The organism is Amycolatopsis sp. (genome assembly GCF_025464955.1).
Classification (GTDB): Bacteria; Actinomycetota; Actinomycetes; order Mycobacteriales; family Pseudonocardiaceae; genus Amycolatopsis.
In genome coordinates this window covers 1-13,958 of the sequence record NZ_JAODNM010000145.1, presented here as the reverse complement: position 1 = coordinate 13,958, position 13,958 = coordinate 1, and the positions used below count along the sequence as shown (strand labels likewise).

Sequence of the window (13,958 nt, the reverse complement as noted above, 5' to 3'; positions counted from 1 at the left end):
CTGCCGAACAGGAGCGGAGGGACGAGACATGAGTGATCTGGACCGGTTTCAGCATCCACGGTTCGCTCGGCTCTACGAGCGGATCAGCGCCGAATCCGAGCAGCGTGGCACCGGCGAACACCGGCACCGCACGCTCGCCGGGCTGACCGGGCGAGTGATCGAGCTGGGCGCGGGCAACGGACTGAACTTCACGCACTACCCAAACACGGTGACCGAAGTTGTCGCCGTCGAGCCGGAAGACGGGCTGCGCGCGCTGGCTGAACAGGCCGCGCACCACACGACCGTCCCGGTCCAGGTGGTCGCGGCCCACGCCGGCGACCTGCCCTTCGACGACGGCTCGTTCGACGCCGCGGTCGCGTCGCTGGTGCTGTGCTCGGTCCCCGATCCCCGCGGCGCGCTCGCCGAGCTGCGGCGAATTCTCACCCCCACAGGGGAACTGCGGTTCTTCGAACATGTCCGCTCTCGCCGACTCCTGCCCGGGCTCCTGCAGGACCTGGGCACACCGCTGTGGTCACGGCTGGGCGGTGGCTGTCACCTCAACCGCGACACCGCCGCCGACATCCGCGCGGCCGGCTTCACCATCAACGAGATGGCCCGCGTTGTCTACGCGCCGATGAACTTCTCCCCGCCGCAGACCCACATCCTCGGCCGCGCCACGATCGGCAGTTGGTAGCCCTGAACTCGCACAGACGCGACGACCACGTCGCGCCGGTCGACGACGAAGGCTCTGCACGCTCACGAGCACGCCGAAGCCCGGGTGGGTCGCTTCACCGACCGACCCGAGCTGCCGACACTCTGGCGGCCCTGCTGGCCAGGGAACATCGGCGTGCGGCCGGCGAGGTCCCCAGCCTGCCGGGTGACAGCACTCGCCATCACCCGGCACAGCCCGGCTGCCACCGACGCCCTGACCTCGGACCGGCGGGCCGATCAACCGTCCATCGTGTCCTTCTCGCCGGACATCATCTTCTGCATGGCGGGGCGCATCTGCTGGTGCATGGCGATGGCGGTGGCGCGCTGGTCGGCGGGCAGATTCTGCACCATCTGCTGCATCATCTGATCCATCTGCGCGAGTGACGCGTCGGTGCCTGACACCTGACCGCTATCCGTCCCGGTGTTCGGAGCTGCCTGAGCGGCTGGTGCGGGAGCGGGAGCGGGAGCCGGGTCGGACGACGCGAGGGCGACGCCGGTTCCCGCTGCGCTGAGCCCGAGCACCACGACCGCCGCGGTGAGAGCGACCCGGATCTTCTTCGTATTCCGCATTGTTCTACCTCCTGCTGGTGGTCGTCGAACCGACGATCTCGGCCGACGTGTTCGACGCTAGGGCGAGGTGATGAAGATCCTGTGAATGCGGTGCGCGGCCCGGCGCGGTGGCGGGAAGCCGGACGAGGAACCGGCTTCCACACCGGGGACCACTCTGCGCGGTGAGGGTGCCGCCGTGGGCGGCGACGAGTTCGGCGGCGACCGCCAGGCCGATGCCCGAGCCGCCGGGCGGGGCCCCGGCACCGCGGAAGAAGCGGTCAAACACCCGCGGGAGTTCGTCGTCGGGGATACCGGACCCGGTGTCGGCGACCGCCAGTTCCGCGCCGTCGGTGCTGCGCGCCAGGGTGACGGTGATGGTGCCCCCGGGCGGGGTATAGGTGGCGGCGTTGCTCAGCAGATTGGTGACCACCTGGCTGATCCGCACCGGGTCGGCGGCCACGGTGGCCTCCTCCAGGAGCGCAACAAGCCGGACGCCACGCTGGGCGGCATGAGCCGCCAGCCTGTCCACGGCGGCGGCGATGAGGGGGCGCAGCGCGACCTGACTGCGCTGCAAGGTGAATCCGGCCGCGCCGGCGTCGGCCATGGTTTCCAGGTCCGCGACGAGCCGGGTCATCCGCCGTGATTCCTCGTGCAGCGAGGTGATCAGCTGCTCGTCGGCCGGGGTGATCCCGTCCCGGACGGCCTCGAGCTGTCCTTGCAGGATCGTCAGCGGGGTCCGCAGCTCGTGGGCGATGTCGGCGGCGAAGGCGCGGCGCAGCTCATCCTCGCGGTCTAGGGCGTCGGCCATCGTGTTGAAGGACCGGGCCAGCTGCCCGATCTCGTCGCGCGAGGACACGTGCGCGCGGCGATCGCGGACCCCGGCGGCCAACTCGTCGGCGGCCGCGGTGAGCTCCGCCAGCGGCCGGGTGGTGCGCCGGGCGAGGAACAGGCCAGCCAGCAGGGCGACGGCGCCGGCGCCGAGCCCGGCTGCGAGAAGTAGACCGTTGACCGCGTCGCGGAAGTCCCGGTCCGCGGCGGGCGCGGCGGCGCGCGGCACCGCAAGCACCGCCGTGGCGACCTCTCGCCCGTCGACCGTGATCGCGCCCCGGACGCTGGGGGCAAGCTCTGGCGTGCCCATCATCGTGCGGTGCATGACCGTCATTGCCGGGTCGACACCGGCGTCGGCCAGCGACCAGATCGTTCGCCCGCCGGGTGCCAGCAGCTCGACGGTGTCACCGGACATCACCAATCCCGGGGCGAGGCGGTCCAGGGACTCGGTGCGCCAGCCCTGATCGGTCTGGTAGTCGGCGGCGAGCAGCGTCACCACCTGCTGGGCGCGGGCCTGCTGCTGGGTATCGAGGTAGTCGGCGAACCGTTGCCCGAAGGCCAGGTTCACCACGATCGCGGTCAGCGCGGCCGCGGCCACCGCCGCGGTGGTGATGGCCAGTGCGAGGCGGCGGGCCACCCGCCCCCGCAGCCACAGCGGCAGGCTAGGCATCACGGTCAACGCCCAGCTTGTAGCCGACACCGGCGACGGTTTCCACCAGCCGCGCGACCGCCGGTGGGTCGTCGAGCTTGCGGCGCAGATTCTTGACGTGGGCGTCGATGGTGCGTTCGTCAGTGTCACCGTCGCGCTCGCCGCGGGCGCGACGAGCCAGCTCGTGGCGTGACCACACCCGCCCCGGCCGGCCGGCGAGCGCGGCGAGCAGGTCGAACTCTGAGCGGGTCAGCACAACCGGCCGGTCATCGACGACTACCTCGCGGCGCTGGGTGTCGATCCGCAGCGCGCCGCCGCCGAACGAGTGCGCGGCGCCGGGGGTGCTCTCGCCGGTGGCGCGGCGCAGCACCGCGGTCACCCGGGCGACCAGCTCGCCGGGGCTGAACGGTTTGGTGACGTAGTCATCGGCGCCCAGGCGCAGTCCGGCGATCCGGTCGGCCTCCCCGGCGCGGGCGGTGAGCATGATGACCGGCACGTCGGTGGAGCGCCGCAGGTGCCGGGCGATGTCGTGTCCCGGCCGGTCGGGCAATCGCAGGTCCAGGATCACCAGGTCGACCGTCGCCGCTAGCTCCAGCGCCTCCCCGCCGCTGGCGGCTTCGAGAACGGTGTAGCCCTCCCGCTCGAGGTAGGACCGCAGCAGCTGGCGGATCTTCGTCTCATCGTCGACCACCAAGATCACCGGTGCCACCATGGTTCTCACTGCCTTCCTCGCGCCTGCTGTGTTCCGTGGACGAGATCGACGGGGAGCCGGCTCCCCGTCGATCCGGCTGCCGTCAACGCTGCGGGACGCGTACGTGCTCGCCGTCGTTCAGCGGCGTGTCCTGCTCCGTGTAGGGCGCGGCCATGCGGGGTGTCGCCCGTCGGGCGTTGCGGAACCGCAGCAGCCGCAACGAGTTCACGACCACGCTGACCGAGGAGAACCCCATCGCCGCGCCGGCGATGATCGGGTTGAGCAGACCGAACGCCGCCAGCGGGATCGCCAGCACGTTGTAGCCGAACGCCCAGCCGAGGTTCTGCAGGATCGTGCGGTACGTGCGCCGCGCCAGCCGGATCGCGTTCGGCACCCCGGCGAGGTCCCCGCGCATCAAGGTCAGGTCGCTGGACTCGATCGCCACATCGGTACCGGTGCCGATCGCGATCCCCAAGTCGGCCTGCACCAGTGCCGGGGCGTCGTTGACCCCGTCGCCGACCATGGCCACGACCTCCCCAGCGCCCTGCAGCGCGGACACCTCCGACTGCTTGTCCGCCGGGAGGACCTCGGCCAGGACCCGGTCGATCCCCACCTGGGCCGCGACCGCGGCGGCGGTGCGGGCGTTGTCCCCGGTGATCATCGCGACCTTCAGGCCGATCCGGTGCAGCTGCGCGACAACCTCGGCGGCGTCGTCCTTGAGGGTGTCGGCCACGGTGAGCACACCGCGGACGTGGCCGTCCCACGCGGCGAACACTGCGGTCTTGCCGGCGGACTCCCATCGTTCGGCCTGTTCGTCGAGCTCGCGCGGCAGCTCGAGTCCGTTCTCGGCGAGCATCGTGCGCCGGCCGACGGTCACGGTGGTCCCGTCGACCTCGGCGCGTACGCCGTACCCGGCTACCGCGGCGAAGTCGCGTGCGGCCGGGAGTCTGCCGGTCCGGTTTCGCGCCGCGGTGGCGATGGCCTGGCCGATCGGGTGCTCGCTGTCCGCCTCGACCGCGCCGGCCAGCCGCAGCAGCTGGTGTTCGCCGGTGTCGTCGGCGGGGTGGACGTCGGTGAGTGACATTTCGCCGCGGGTCAGGGTGCCGGTCTTGTCGAACACCACGGTGGTGATCTCGCGGGTTCGTTCGAGCACCTCGACGCCTTTGATCAGGATGCCCATCTTCGCGCCGCGTCCGGTGCCGACCATGATCGCGACCGGGGTGGCGAGGCCGAGCGCGCAGGGGCAGGCGACGATCAGCACCGCGACCGCGGCGACCAGCCCCGCCACCGGGTCACCGCCGATCAGCCACCACCCGAGGAACGTCGCCGCGGCCAGCGCGATCACGGTGGGGACGAACACCGCGGAGATCCGGTCGGCGAGCCGCTGCGCCTGTCCCTTTCCGGTCTGGGCGGCCGACACCATCGCGACGATCTGCGCGAGCGCGGTGTGTGCTCCGACCGCGGTGGCCGCCACGGTCAGGACACCGCTGGTGTTCACGGTGGCCCCGGCGACGGTCGAGCCGACGGTCTTCTCCACCGGCATCGACTCGCCGGTCAGCATCGACTCGTCCACCGCGCTGGCGCCGTCGACGACATCGCCGTCGGTGGGCACCTTCTCGCTCGGCCGCACGCGCATCAGGTCGCCGACGCGGACCTGTGCGACCGGGATCATGATCTCGGCTCCGTCGCGCAGGACGCGGGCTTCTTTGGCGCCGAGTTGCAGTAGCGCGCGGATCGCGTTGCCGGCGCGTTGTTTCGCGCGGGCCTCGAAGTAGCGGCCCAGTACCAGGAACGCGATGATCAGGGCGGTGCTCTCGAAGTACATGTCGCCGCCGAAGAACAGCAACTGCGCGGTCGAGAAGAGGTACGCGGCCAGTGTGCCCATCGCGATCAGGGTGTCCATGTTCGCGGTGAGCCGCCTGGCCCGGCGGGCGGCTTCGCGCAGGAACGGCCAGCCGACGTAGAACTGCAGGGGTGTGGTGAGCGCGAATTCGGTCCAGTGCGCCCACGGCTGCGTCCGGAGCTCGCCGGAGAACATCGCCAGATAGCCGACGGCCAGTGCGAGTGGCCAGCCTACGATCACCCGGCGCAGCCAGGACCGTTCCGCGGCCACGGCTTCCTCGTCGTGGGTGTCGCCGGGGGCGTCGGGCGTGACGGGTGTTAGCCCGTAGCCGATCTTCTCCGCCGCCGCGGTCAGCGCGGCAGGCTCGGCGGGTTGTTCGGCGAGCACGACGTGCGCGGTGCCGGTCGCGTAGTTGACCTCCGCGGAGGTGACGCCGGCCTGCTTGCCGAGGACTCGTTGGACCCGGGTCGCGCAGGACCCGCAGGTCATCCCGTGGACCGCGAACTCGATGCTCGTCAGGTCGGGTGTTGTTGTGTCGCTCACGATCTCAGTCCTCATTTCCAACCTGGTAGCCCTGTTCTTCGATCGCCGCGACCAGTTGGGGGCGGCCGATCTTCGATTCGTCGTAGTCGACGCTCACCTGTTTGGTGGCGATGTCGACCACGGCCGTCTCGACGCCGTCGAGTGGTGCCAACGCGCCCTCGATCGCGGTCTTGCAGGTAGCGCAGGAGATCTCCGGCACCGACAGGGTCTGTGTGGTCATCACGAACACCTCCAGAAGGGAGCGGTCTTGTCGTGATCGAGTGTTATCCTTCCAGTGCACTGGAAGGTCAAGGGGAGAATCGGATGAAGATCGGCGAAGTGGCCAAGGTCACCGACACGAGCACCAAAACGATCCGCTTCTACGAGGACGCAGGCCTCCTGCCGCCACCGGCGCGCACCTCGTCGGGGTATCGCGACTACGGACCGGAGATCGTGGACCGGCTGCGGTTCATCCGCCGAGGACAAGCCGCCGGGTTGTCGTTGCAGGAAGTGCGCCAGATCCTGACCGTCTACGACCGCGGGGACACCCCCTGCGGGCACGTGCGCACCGTGCTGCACGACCGACTGGACCAGGTCCGCGGCCAGCTCGCCGAACTCGTCGCCCTGGAAGGCCACCTGCAGGCTCTGCTCGACCGGGCCGAGCAGGGTGAGCCGACACCGCATGATGACTCGGCCGTCTGCTGGATCCTGGAAGGCGACCCTGCGGCGTCCGCGAACTGATCCCGCTCAGCAGGGCCTGGCCGTGTCGAGAAGCCGCACCACGGGAAGCAGCTCCTCGACGTCGCTGTCGCATCGTGGGCAGGTATCGAGATGCGCGACGAAGTCATCGCGGCCGTCGCGGCTCAACGCGCACAGCACGAAAGCGCCTGCTGTGTCGGCGTAGAGGCATGGCGCCTCGGCGGATTCCGGCTCTCGATGTGCCATGACAGCTCCTGGTCGACGTCAGTCTGCGGCGCGGTTTCCTGGTCGGGTGAGGTCACCGCGCCGGACTGGGTGCACCACTCGCCCACTTCATCTACTATGTCCGTACGTAGATCGTAGATGAAGGTCGGTGCTACCGGCCATCCGACGAGGAGGACTTATGCAGGCACTGTTTCTGGGAGTGGCCGCCCTGGCCTGTCCGGTGGGCATGGGCGCCATGATGTGGATGATGATGCGCGGCAAGAACAACACCACCGCACCCGCCGACGGTCAGAGTCAGCAGCAGGTCGACCAGCTGCGCACCGAGATCGAGGCCCTCAAGGCCGAGCGCGCCACTCAGAGCGCCACCGGCGCGCACTGATGTCCACCGGCCTGGCCGCACTCCTCGCGATCGCCACCATCGCCGCGGTCTACTACTTCTGCGTCCGGCCACATCGACGCGGGAAGTGCGCTACGGCAAGCAATCTCGCCCAGAACGCCGACGTCGACCGGCAGGTCGCCGAATTGCGCGAGGAGCTCCGCGTCCTGCGCGCCCAGGACGCACTCGACAGCGGCCGGGTGCCCAGCGGCGAACCGGCACCTCCCACCGACGCCTGACGCACCAGCCGACGAACGGCTTCCCGCGCCACCGCGACCGGGCTGGTCATCGGGCAGACCGCGGTCCGCACCGAACGGATATCCAGCCCGACAGGCCCGCACCACCACCTCACCCACACCGCTGGTTTCGTGCTGCCCACCCTCGGTCCTCCGTGCAGGCGCTGGGCGCATCGGCGCTGACGTGAAAGACCGGTAATCCATGAGCACCACATCGCGCAAGAAGACCGCCCGACGACAAGCACGCAAAACCACCACCACAACCCGGTCGGCCGACACGCCAGGGTTCGCTCCCCGCGCCGAGGCGTCCCAGTGGGATCGGGTGCGGGTCGCGGCCGCCACGTCGACCGTGCGGTCGCAGCAGCCGAAGGCGCTCGCCTCCGCCGGACCCGCACCCGCACCCGCGTCAAACATCCCGGCTGTCCGTCCCGCAGCCGCACCCACAACCGATGAGGAGCGAGGCGGCGGAGGGTGTGCCGCGGCGGTCTCCGAGGCCGGGCCGCACGCGCTGGCCGCGACGTGCTGGCTCGACGCTGGCACGAGCGGGCCGCCGTTCTCGGTGAACGTCCGGTTCGTCGGCACGCGCGTCGGAGTCGACGGCGCCCCGGAGCCGGGTGACCGCTTCGACCAGGTCGAGCGCGTCGACGCGATCACCCCGGGCCAGGGGCGGGTGGCGATCACCACCCGGCCCTCGGGCATCAACCCCGGCGAATGGCGGGTCACCGCGACGCCCGTGCGGTACTTCGATGCGCGGCACACCGCGACCAGCGCCGCCGCGGCGAAGATCGGGCCGCGGCTGCCCCGGCGTGACCTGACCGCCCACACGCGGCTGGTGCACCTGGTCCACGGGCCCGGTGTGCGACTCGCGATGTGGCCAGCGCTGGTGGGCCTCGGCGTCGTGGTCGCCGTCGTGCTCCAGGCCGTGTTACTGGCCAGGGCGCACGTCGACGTGCCCGCCTCGGTCGCGATCTCGCTGGGCGCGAGCATCGTCGGCTACCTCAGTGCGAAGACCTGGTACCTCGTCCAGCACCGCAAGCCGCTGCGCACGTTCATCCATGCCGGCGCTTGTATCCAGGGGTTTCTGGTGGGTGCGATCGCCACGATGGCCCTCGCGCTGGCGGTGTCAGGGATCCCGGTCGGCGCATTCCTGGACGCGACCACGCCCGGGCTTTTCTTCGGCATGGCCATCGGCAGACCGGGCTGCTTCCTGACCGGCTGCTGCGTTGGGCGGCCGACGACGTCGCGGTGGGGCCTGTGGTCCTCCGACCGCCGGGTCGGCATCCGCCGCATCCCCATCCAGCTCGTCGAAGCCGCCGTGGCCCTGCTGATCGGCCTCGTCACCCTGCCGCTCACGCTCGCCGCCGATCCGCCTTTCGCCGGCGCGGTCTTCCTCGGCGCGATCGCCGCCTACACCCTGTGCCGCCAGGTGCTGTTCCCTTTCCGCGCCGAACCGCGGGCGACGTCCCTCGGGCGCACGCTGGCCCTCGGCGCGAGCGCGCTGGTCCTGCTCGTCGATGTGGCGGTGGCCGCACTTGCCTGACGCAGCCCGCTCTCCCGCGTCCTGGCGACACGGCCCGGACATCACGCGATCGACGAGGTGGTGCTGATGGAACCCTGGATTCGTGCGTCCGACGCCGACCGCGAGCAGGTCGTCGACACGATGCACACGCAGGTCGGTGCCGGGCGGCTGACGCTGGACGAGTTCTCCGAGCGCTCCGCCGCGGCCTACCGGGCGCGCACCGTGGGCGACCTCGCCGCGCTGACACACGACCTTCCCAGTCCTGCCACGAGAGCGCCGACCAGAGCCCATCCGGCTGTGATGCCGCTACTACTCGTACTGGCAGCGCTGCTCGCGAGCGGTGTCCTCATCCTTCTTGTCGGCTTGGCCGGCACCGGGTGCTCGATCAGCTCGATGATGTGAGCGAGCCACTTCTCTGACCACCCGACGCCTCTCCCCCCACCATCTACTAACCTGCGCAGTAGGTACGTAGATGAGTGCGAAGGAGTCGCTGATGCGGCAGACACGACAATGCCGGAGCGGGCGGCAGCGGTGAACTTCACCGACCTGGCCGTGTCCGGGCCCCTGCTACTCGCCGCGCTGCTCGCTGTCGCCGCGGGCGCAGTGTCCTTCGCCTCACCATGCTGCCTGCCGCTGGTGCCGGGCTACCTGGCCTACCTCGCCGGGCTGGTCGGCGCGCAGCCACCACCGGTCGACGCGGCCGGGGCCACGACGCGGACCATCGGCCGCTGGCGGGTCGCCGGCGCCGCCCTGCTGTTCGTCCTCGGGTTCACCGTCGTGTTCACCGCGGCGACCATGGCGGTCCTCGGCCTGTCCGACGCCTTACTGCTCAACGAAGAACTGCTGCAGCGCATCGGCGGCGTGGTCACCATCGCCATGGGCCTGGTGTTCCTCGGCGCATTCCCGATGATGCAACGCGGCATCAAGCTGCGGCATAAGCCCCACGACGGGCTGTGGGGTGCCCCGCTGCTCGGTGCCGTCTACGGACTGGGCTGGACCCCGTGCCTCGGCCCGACGCTGTCCGGCGTCATCGCCCTGGCCAGCGGAACCAACGTCGGCCCCACCACCTGGCGAGGACTCCTGCTGATCACCGCCTACTGCCTCGGACTCGGGCTCCCCTTCATCGCCCTCGCCCTCGGCGCGCGCTGGGCCGTCGGCGCCACCAGCTGGGTCCGCCGCCACATCCGCCGCGTCCAGCAGGTCGGCGGCGTGTTCCTGCTCGTCATCGGCGTCGCGCTGGTGACCGGACTGTGGGGCGAGGTGATCGCGTGGCTGCGCGGCCCGATCTCCGGCTTCACCATCCCCATCTAGCACCTTACGTGGAGAATTCCTATGCCAGGCAAGAAGAAGTCGACTACCAAGCGGGCTGCGTCGGCGCGATCCGCGCAGAAAGCCGTAGCACAAGCCCGATCCAGCCACCGGCGTGGCGGGCTCCTGTTCGGTGCCGGGGCTGTCGTTGTGGTCGCCTTGCTCGTCGTCGTCATCGTGGTGGCCACCTCGTCGGGCTCCCGGCAGCCGGGCAGCGCGTCACCGAACTTGACCAGCCCGGCGGCGATCACCGCGGTCGGTCGCGACATCGCGCCGCCGTGGCCCGCCCCCGCCGACGCGACCGCCGCGGTACGGGCGGCGGGGCTGCCGATGCTGGACCAAGAGGGCGCGGTCGAGCACATCCACGCCCACCTCGACGTCCGCGTCGACGGGCAACCGGTCGAAGTTCCGGCGTTCCTCGGGATCGACCAGACACGCGGCAGCATCAGCCCCGTGCACACCCACGACGCGACCGGCGTCATCCACATCGAGTCGCCCGTCACACGGCAGTTCAGCCTGGGTGAGTTCTTCAGCGAATGGGCCGTCAGCCTGTCCGCGGACAACCTCGGAGCCCTGCGCGCCACCGGCGGCAACACCGTGCGCGTCTACGTCAACGGCACGCCGCGCACCGGTAACCCGGCCGCGGTGATGATCAACGCCCACGACGAGATCACCCTGATCTACGGCCAGCCGCAACCCCACGAGTCGGTGCCGGCCAGTTACAAGTTCCCGCAGGGCGAGTAGCCAGGCACGATCACCAGCACCGTGTGTGAGAAGGGAAAAGTCTGAATGTCTCCGAGCGAACCGGGCATGACCGGCCCAGACGCGACATCTCCCCTTGCCGCCGGCGGGCGCTGGGTCCCGGTCACGGCACTGGTGCTGACTGTCGCAGGGCTCGCGGTGTCGATCTACCTGACGGTCGCGCACTTCGCCAGCCCCGCGGTGCTGATCTGCTCGAGCAATGGTGCGATCAACTGCGAGAAGGTCACTACCAGCGCCGAGTCCTACGTCCTAGGTATCCCGGTCGCGATCCTCGGGGTCGTGTTCTTCGCTGCCATGGTCGCGCTGAACACCCCGGCCGCATGGCGATCAGGCAACACGACGCTGAGGTGGGGTCGCTTCGGGTTCGCCGCGGTCGGGTTGCTGTTCGTGGTGTACCTGGTCTCGGCGGAGCTGGTCGTGCTGCACGCGATCTGCCTGTGGTGCACCGCCGTCCACGTACTGACCGTCTCGCTGTTCCTGGTGACCACCGTGGGCATGATCCGCGCGGCGCGGCCAGATGGCACAGGGTCGTGACTTCACACCTAACCTACGTAGTACGGTCGTAGATCATGCAGTGCAGCAACCCGGTGACCCGGTGATCGTGGGCAAGTCTGCGGGACGAACACGTCGCGCGGTGTGGACGTCGGCGATCGCCGTGGTGTTCTGGCTGGTGCTTCCGAGTCCGGCGGCGTCGGCGCACGCGACCCTGCTGGGTAGCACCCCGTCCGCGGGCTACGCCGTCGCCACCGCCCCCACCGCAGTGACCCTCGACTTCGACGAAGCAGTCAGCATCAGCACCTCACCGCTGACGCTTCTCGACACCGCCGGTCACCCGTTCACGTTGGGCAGACCCGCGCTGTCCTTGGGCGGGCGGCGGCTGTCCGCTCCGGTGCCCGAGTGGCTCGCCGATGGCGGCTATCGCGTGCACTGGGAGGTCACCGCTCAGGACGGCGACCTCGTCGACGGCGCCATCACCTTCGCCGTCGGTGCGGGAACCGCCGTTCCCTCCGGTGACGCGAACGGCGGCAGTGCGATCGACTCGCCGGTGGTGATCGTGTTGCGCTGGGCGCTGTTTTCCGGGCTCTTCGTCGCACTGGGCGGCGCTGTCGGTGCCTGGCTGGCTCGGCGTGTCACGCGCGAAGCCCGGTCGAACGACGTCGCTCTCGACGGACCGCGACCGCTTCTCGCGATCGGAGCGGGGCTGGGCGCGCTGGCCGCGGCGGGACTTGCCGTCGACCAGGTCGGCGTCGGGTTCTCCACACTGACGTCGTCGGCGGCCGGACTCGTCCTGATCGTCGAGCTGGTGGCGTTCCTGGTGTCCGCCGTGCTCGCGATCCTCGCCCGATCAAGACCCGGCAGCGGGCTCGAGATGGTCGCGGCCATGCCGTTGGTGGCCGTCGTGGTCGCCGAGGGGCTGCGTGCCCACCCCCACGCGGACTCGCCCGTGCTCGGCGCCGCGTTGACGATCGTGCACCTGCTCGCCGCCGGAGCGTGGGTCGGCGCCCTGGTCCACGTCCTGCGGACCGCGCGCGCGTGGCGCGGCCGGCCGGGGTGGACCCGGCTTCTGGTCTACGACTACGCGCGCCTCGCCGTCGTCCTGCTGGTGCTGGTGGTCGCGACCGGCACCGCCGAAGCCCTCATCGTGCTGCCCTCGGTCGCATCGCTCGTCGACACCTTCTACGGCGTGGTGCTGCTGGCCAAAATCGTGCTCGTCGCCGCCGTGATCGTGCTTGCCGTCGTGAGCAGGCGCCGGCTGAGCCGCTCCCGCCGAACGCGCACTGAGCACCCGCTGGGACGCAGCGTCCGGGCGGAAGCCGTGGTCCTGGCCGGAGTGCTCGTGGTGACGTCGGTGCTCGTGTCGGTCGCGCCCGCACGTCCGGTCAGCGACGATCTCGCCGCGCCACCACCGGTGACCGGGCTGGTCGTCCCGGCGGGCACCCTCGCGGGCCAAGTCACCGTGATCGCCACCGCCAGCGCGGGTCAACTCGTGATCCGGATGAGCACGCCCGACCGGGACGACCTCGGCACCGACGACGCCGACAGCACCGGCGCCGCGAGCGGCCCGCCGCCCTACCGGCTGGCCGCGAGTGTCACCTCGGACGGGCCCGGCCCGGACCCCCTCACGATGCGGGGGTGCGGCGCGGGCTGCTTCACCACACCGATCACCTGGCGCACCGGGGTCAACCATCTGCAGTTGAGCATCGCCGCCGGGCCCTGGCACGCGGGCAACACCACCCTCGACATCCCCTGGCCCGCGCGCACCGACTCCAGCGTGCTGCCCGAGGTGCTCACCGCGATGCACGCCGTCCCGCACCTGACCCTGCACGAGGCCGTCACCAGCGACTACAACGGTTACCCCGGAACCGAAGCCACGCTACCGTTGAGCGGCACGGAGTTCCTCGCCACTGAGCCCTACGGCAACGGCGGCGTCACCCCCGTCGCCCTGGCCACCACCGAAACCGAAACCGAGATCGGCCTCGTCTTCCCGCAGGGGCTGGTGGTCCGGCTCTTCCTCGACACGAACCACCGCATACTGCGCGAGGAATACGTCACCCCGAACCACCTGATCACCCGCACCTTCGAATACCCGCATTGACTTCGATTGTGGACGTCGGGTGGATGTCCGGACGGAAGCGCCCGCGCGGGGCGGTTCGGCCAGCAACCCAGCCGTTCGGAGCACAATGCGGTCTGTAAATTCACCCTGGCTTGCGTGGCTACAGCACTGCTGTCCATAGCCGGCCTTGACTCTGTAATCGACTACAGAGTCAAGGCCGGCCGGTCACGGCCTGTTCGACTGCCTCGGGATAAAGGGCCGCTTTCTCGTTTACGACCAGGTCGGGGTCTGGCTCCTTCCTACCAACAGCACCAAACCGTGCACAGAGGTCCAGCTTGTGCTCAAAGGACAGTGTCGCGCCGGTAGGCAGGACACCGCCGTCGGAGACCGCAAGCATCGGGCTGATCCACGCCGGAACGTTGGTCAAGACCCACCTCCGATCCGCCGTCGGCCAGTATGACGCCAACCGAAGGGGCCGGGTTACTGTCGACGGTAACCCGTTTGGCG

At 70.2% G+C, this 13,958-nt stretch carries 17 protein-coding genes; 10 read left to right on the top strand and 7 right to left on the bottom strand.

Going from position 1 to position 13,958, the window contains the following annotated elements; genetic code table 11:
* Positions 1 to 28: 28 nt before the first annotated feature.
* The gene (locus JWQ81_RS37305) at positions 29 to 673 is read left to right on the top strand and encodes a class I SAM-dependent methyltransferase (protein ID WP_297549198.1); all 645 of its coding nucleotides are present in this window, start codon (positions 29 to 31) and stop codon (positions 671 to 673) included.
* Positions 674 to 927: 254 nt separating this feature from the next.
* Here the strand turns inward: JWQ81_RS37305 and JWQ81_RS37300 are convergent, their stop codons facing one another.
* From JWQ81_RS37300 to JWQ81_RS37280, 5 genes are all read right to left on the bottom strand, one after another.
* Positions 928 to 1,260, bottom strand: a complete 333-nt coding sequence (locus JWQ81_RS37300) for a hypothetical protein (RefSeq protein ID WP_297549196.1) — start codon at positions 1,258 to 1,260, stop codon at positions 928 to 930.
* Positions 1,261 to 1,264: 4 nt separating this feature from the next.
* Positions 1,265 to 2,737, bottom strand: coding sequence for an ATP-binding protein (locus JWQ81_RS37295; protein WP_297549237.1), 1,473 nt, complete (start codon positions 2,735 to 2,737; stop codon positions 1,265 to 1,267).
* Positions 2,730 to 3,416 carry a response regulator transcription factor gene (locus tag JWQ81_RS37290; protein WP_297549194.1) on the bottom strand — a complete coding sequence of 229 codons (687 nt, stop codon included), beginning with the start codon at positions 3,414 to 3,416 and terminating at the stop codon, positions 2,730 to 2,732. Before JWQ81_RS37290 ends, JWQ81_RS37295 begins: the two co-directional genes overlap by 8 nt.
* Before the next feature lie 94 nt (positions 3,417 to 3,510).
* Positions 3,511 to 5,793 (bottom strand): heavy metal translocating P-type ATPase, encoded by a 2,283-nt coding sequence (locus JWQ81_RS37285; protein ID WP_366942370.1) that lies wholly within the window; start codon positions 5,791 to 5,793, stop codon positions 3,511 to 3,513.
* Between the two features lie 4 nt (positions 5,794 to 5,797).
* Positions 5,798 to 6,013 (bottom strand): cation transporter, encoded by a 216-nt coding sequence (locus tag JWQ81_RS37280; protein WP_297549190.1) that lies wholly within the window; start codon positions 6,011 to 6,013, stop codon positions 5,798 to 5,800.
* An 83-nt stretch (positions 6,014 to 6,096) separates the two neighbouring features.
* On the opposite strand from JWQ81_RS37280, the gene JWQ81_RS37275 reads away from it, so the two are divergent.
* Positions 6,097 to 6,513: a heavy metal-responsive transcriptional regulator gene (locus tag JWQ81_RS37275; RefSeq protein WP_297549188.1), complete on the top strand. Its 417-nt coding sequence runs from the start codon at positions 6,097 to 6,099 to the stop codon at positions 6,511 to 6,513.
* A 6-nt stretch (positions 6,514 to 6,519) separates the two neighbouring features.
* On the opposite strand, the gene JWQ81_RS37270 is transcribed toward JWQ81_RS37275, so the two are convergent.
* Positions 6,520 to 6,717, bottom strand: coding sequence for a hypothetical protein (locus JWQ81_RS37270; RefSeq protein WP_297549186.1), 198 nt, complete (start codon positions 6,715 to 6,717; stop codon positions 6,520 to 6,522).
* Positions 6,718 to 6,874: 157 nt separating this feature from the next.
* On the opposite strand from JWQ81_RS37270, the gene JWQ81_RS37265 reads away from it, so the two are divergent.
* From JWQ81_RS37265 to JWQ81_RS37230, 8 genes are all read left to right on the top strand, one after another.
* On the top strand, positions 6,875 to 7,075 hold the full coding sequence (locus JWQ81_RS37265; RefSeq protein ID WP_297549184.1) for a hypothetical protein: 201 nt from the start codon (positions 6,875 to 6,877) through the stop codon (positions 7,073 to 7,075).
* Positions 7,075 to 7,311, top strand: coding sequence for a hypothetical protein (locus JWQ81_RS37260; protein ID WP_297549183.1), 237 nt, complete (start codon positions 7,075 to 7,077; stop codon positions 7,309 to 7,311). Before JWQ81_RS37265 ends, JWQ81_RS37260 begins: the two co-directional genes overlap by 1 nt.
* 199 nt (positions 7,312 to 7,510) lie before the next feature.
* On the top strand, positions 7,511 to 8,848 hold the full coding sequence (locus JWQ81_RS37255; protein ID WP_297549181.1) for a prolipoprotein diacylglyceryl transferase family protein: 1,338 nt from the start codon (positions 7,511 to 7,513) through the stop codon (positions 8,846 to 8,848).
* A 66-nt stretch (positions 8,849 to 8,914) separates the two neighbouring features.
* Positions 8,915 to 9,229, top strand: coding sequence for a DUF1707 domain-containing protein (locus JWQ81_RS37250; RefSeq protein WP_297549180.1), 315 nt, complete (start codon positions 8,915 to 8,917; stop codon positions 9,227 to 9,229).
* Between the two features lie 129 nt (positions 9,230 to 9,358).
* Complete coding sequence (locus JWQ81_RS37245; protein ID WP_297549178.1) at positions 9,359 to 10,138, top strand: cytochrome c biogenesis CcdA family protein; 780 nt, start codon at positions 9,359 to 9,361, stop codon at positions 10,136 to 10,138.
* A gap of 21 nt (positions 10,139 to 10,159) precedes the next feature.
* Complete coding sequence (locus tag JWQ81_RS37240; RefSeq protein WP_297549176.1) at positions 10,160 to 10,879, top strand: hypothetical protein; 720 nt, start codon at positions 10,160 to 10,162, stop codon at positions 10,877 to 10,879.
* Between the two features lie 45 nt (positions 10,880 to 10,924).
* Positions 10,925 to 11,431, top strand: a complete 507-nt coding sequence (locus tag JWQ81_RS37235) for a vitamin K epoxide reductase family protein (protein ID WP_297549174.1) — start codon at positions 10,925 to 10,927, stop codon at positions 11,429 to 11,431.
* 67 nt (positions 11,432 to 11,498) lie between these two features.
* On the top strand, positions 11,499 to 13,493 hold the full coding sequence (locus tag JWQ81_RS37230; RefSeq protein WP_297549173.1) for a copper resistance protein CopC: 1,995 nt from the start codon (positions 11,499 to 11,501) through the stop codon (positions 13,491 to 13,493).
* Positions 13,494 to 13,662: 169 nt separating this feature from the next.
* Here JWQ81_RS37230 and JWQ81_RS37225 read toward each other — a convergent pair whose 3' ends face one another.
* On the bottom strand, positions 13,663 to 13,878 hold the full coding sequence (locus JWQ81_RS37225; protein WP_297549171.1) for a hypothetical protein: 216 nt from the start codon (positions 13,876 to 13,878) through the stop codon (positions 13,663 to 13,665).
* Positions 13,879 to 13,958 lie beyond the last annotated feature (80 nt).

Coding starts and splice junctions, on each gene's coding strand:
- JWQ81_RS37305 (WP_297549198.1), top strand. CDS start 29: ATGAGTGATCTGGACCGGTTTCAGCATCCACGGTTCGCTCGGCTCTAC.
- JWQ81_RS37300 (WP_297549196.1), bottom strand. CDS start 1,260: ATGCGGAATACGAAGAAGATCCGGGTCGCTCTCACCGCGGCGGTCGTG.
- JWQ81_RS37295 (WP_297549237.1), bottom strand. CDS start 2,737: ATGCCTAGCCTGCCGCTGTGGCTGCGGGGGCGGGTGGCCCGCCGCCTC.
- JWQ81_RS37280 (WP_297549190.1), bottom strand. CDS start 6,013: ATGACCACACAGACCCTGTCGGTGCCGGAGATCTCCTGCGCTACCTGC.
- JWQ81_RS37275 (WP_297549188.1), top strand. CDS start 6,097: ATGAAGATCGGCGAAGTGGCCAAGGTCACCGACACGAGCACCAAAACG.
- JWQ81_RS37270 (WP_297549186.1), bottom strand. CDS start 6,717: ATGGCACATCGAGAGCCGGAATCCGCCGAGGCGCCATGCCTCTACGCC.
- JWQ81_RS37265 (WP_297549184.1), top strand. CDS start 6,875: ATGCAGGCACTGTTTCTGGGAGTGGCCGCCCTGGCCTGTCCGGTGGGC.
- JWQ81_RS37260 (WP_297549183.1), top strand. CDS start 7,075: ATGTCCACCGGCCTGGCCGCACTCCTCGCGATCGCCACCATCGCCGCG.
- JWQ81_RS37255 (WP_297549181.1), top strand. CDS start 7,511: ATGAGCACCACATCGCGCAAGAAGACCGCCCGACGACAAGCACGCAAA.
- JWQ81_RS37250 (WP_297549180.1), top strand. CDS start 8,915: ATGGAACCCTGGATTCGTGCGTCCGACGCCGACCGCGAGCAGGTCGTC.
- JWQ81_RS37240 (WP_297549176.1), top strand. CDS start 10,160: ATGCCAGGCAAGAAGAAGTCGACTACCAAGCGGGCTGCGTCGGCGCGA.
- JWQ81_RS37235 (WP_297549174.1), top strand. CDS start 10,925: ATGTCTCCGAGCGAACCGGGCATGACCGGCCCAGACGCGACATCTCCC.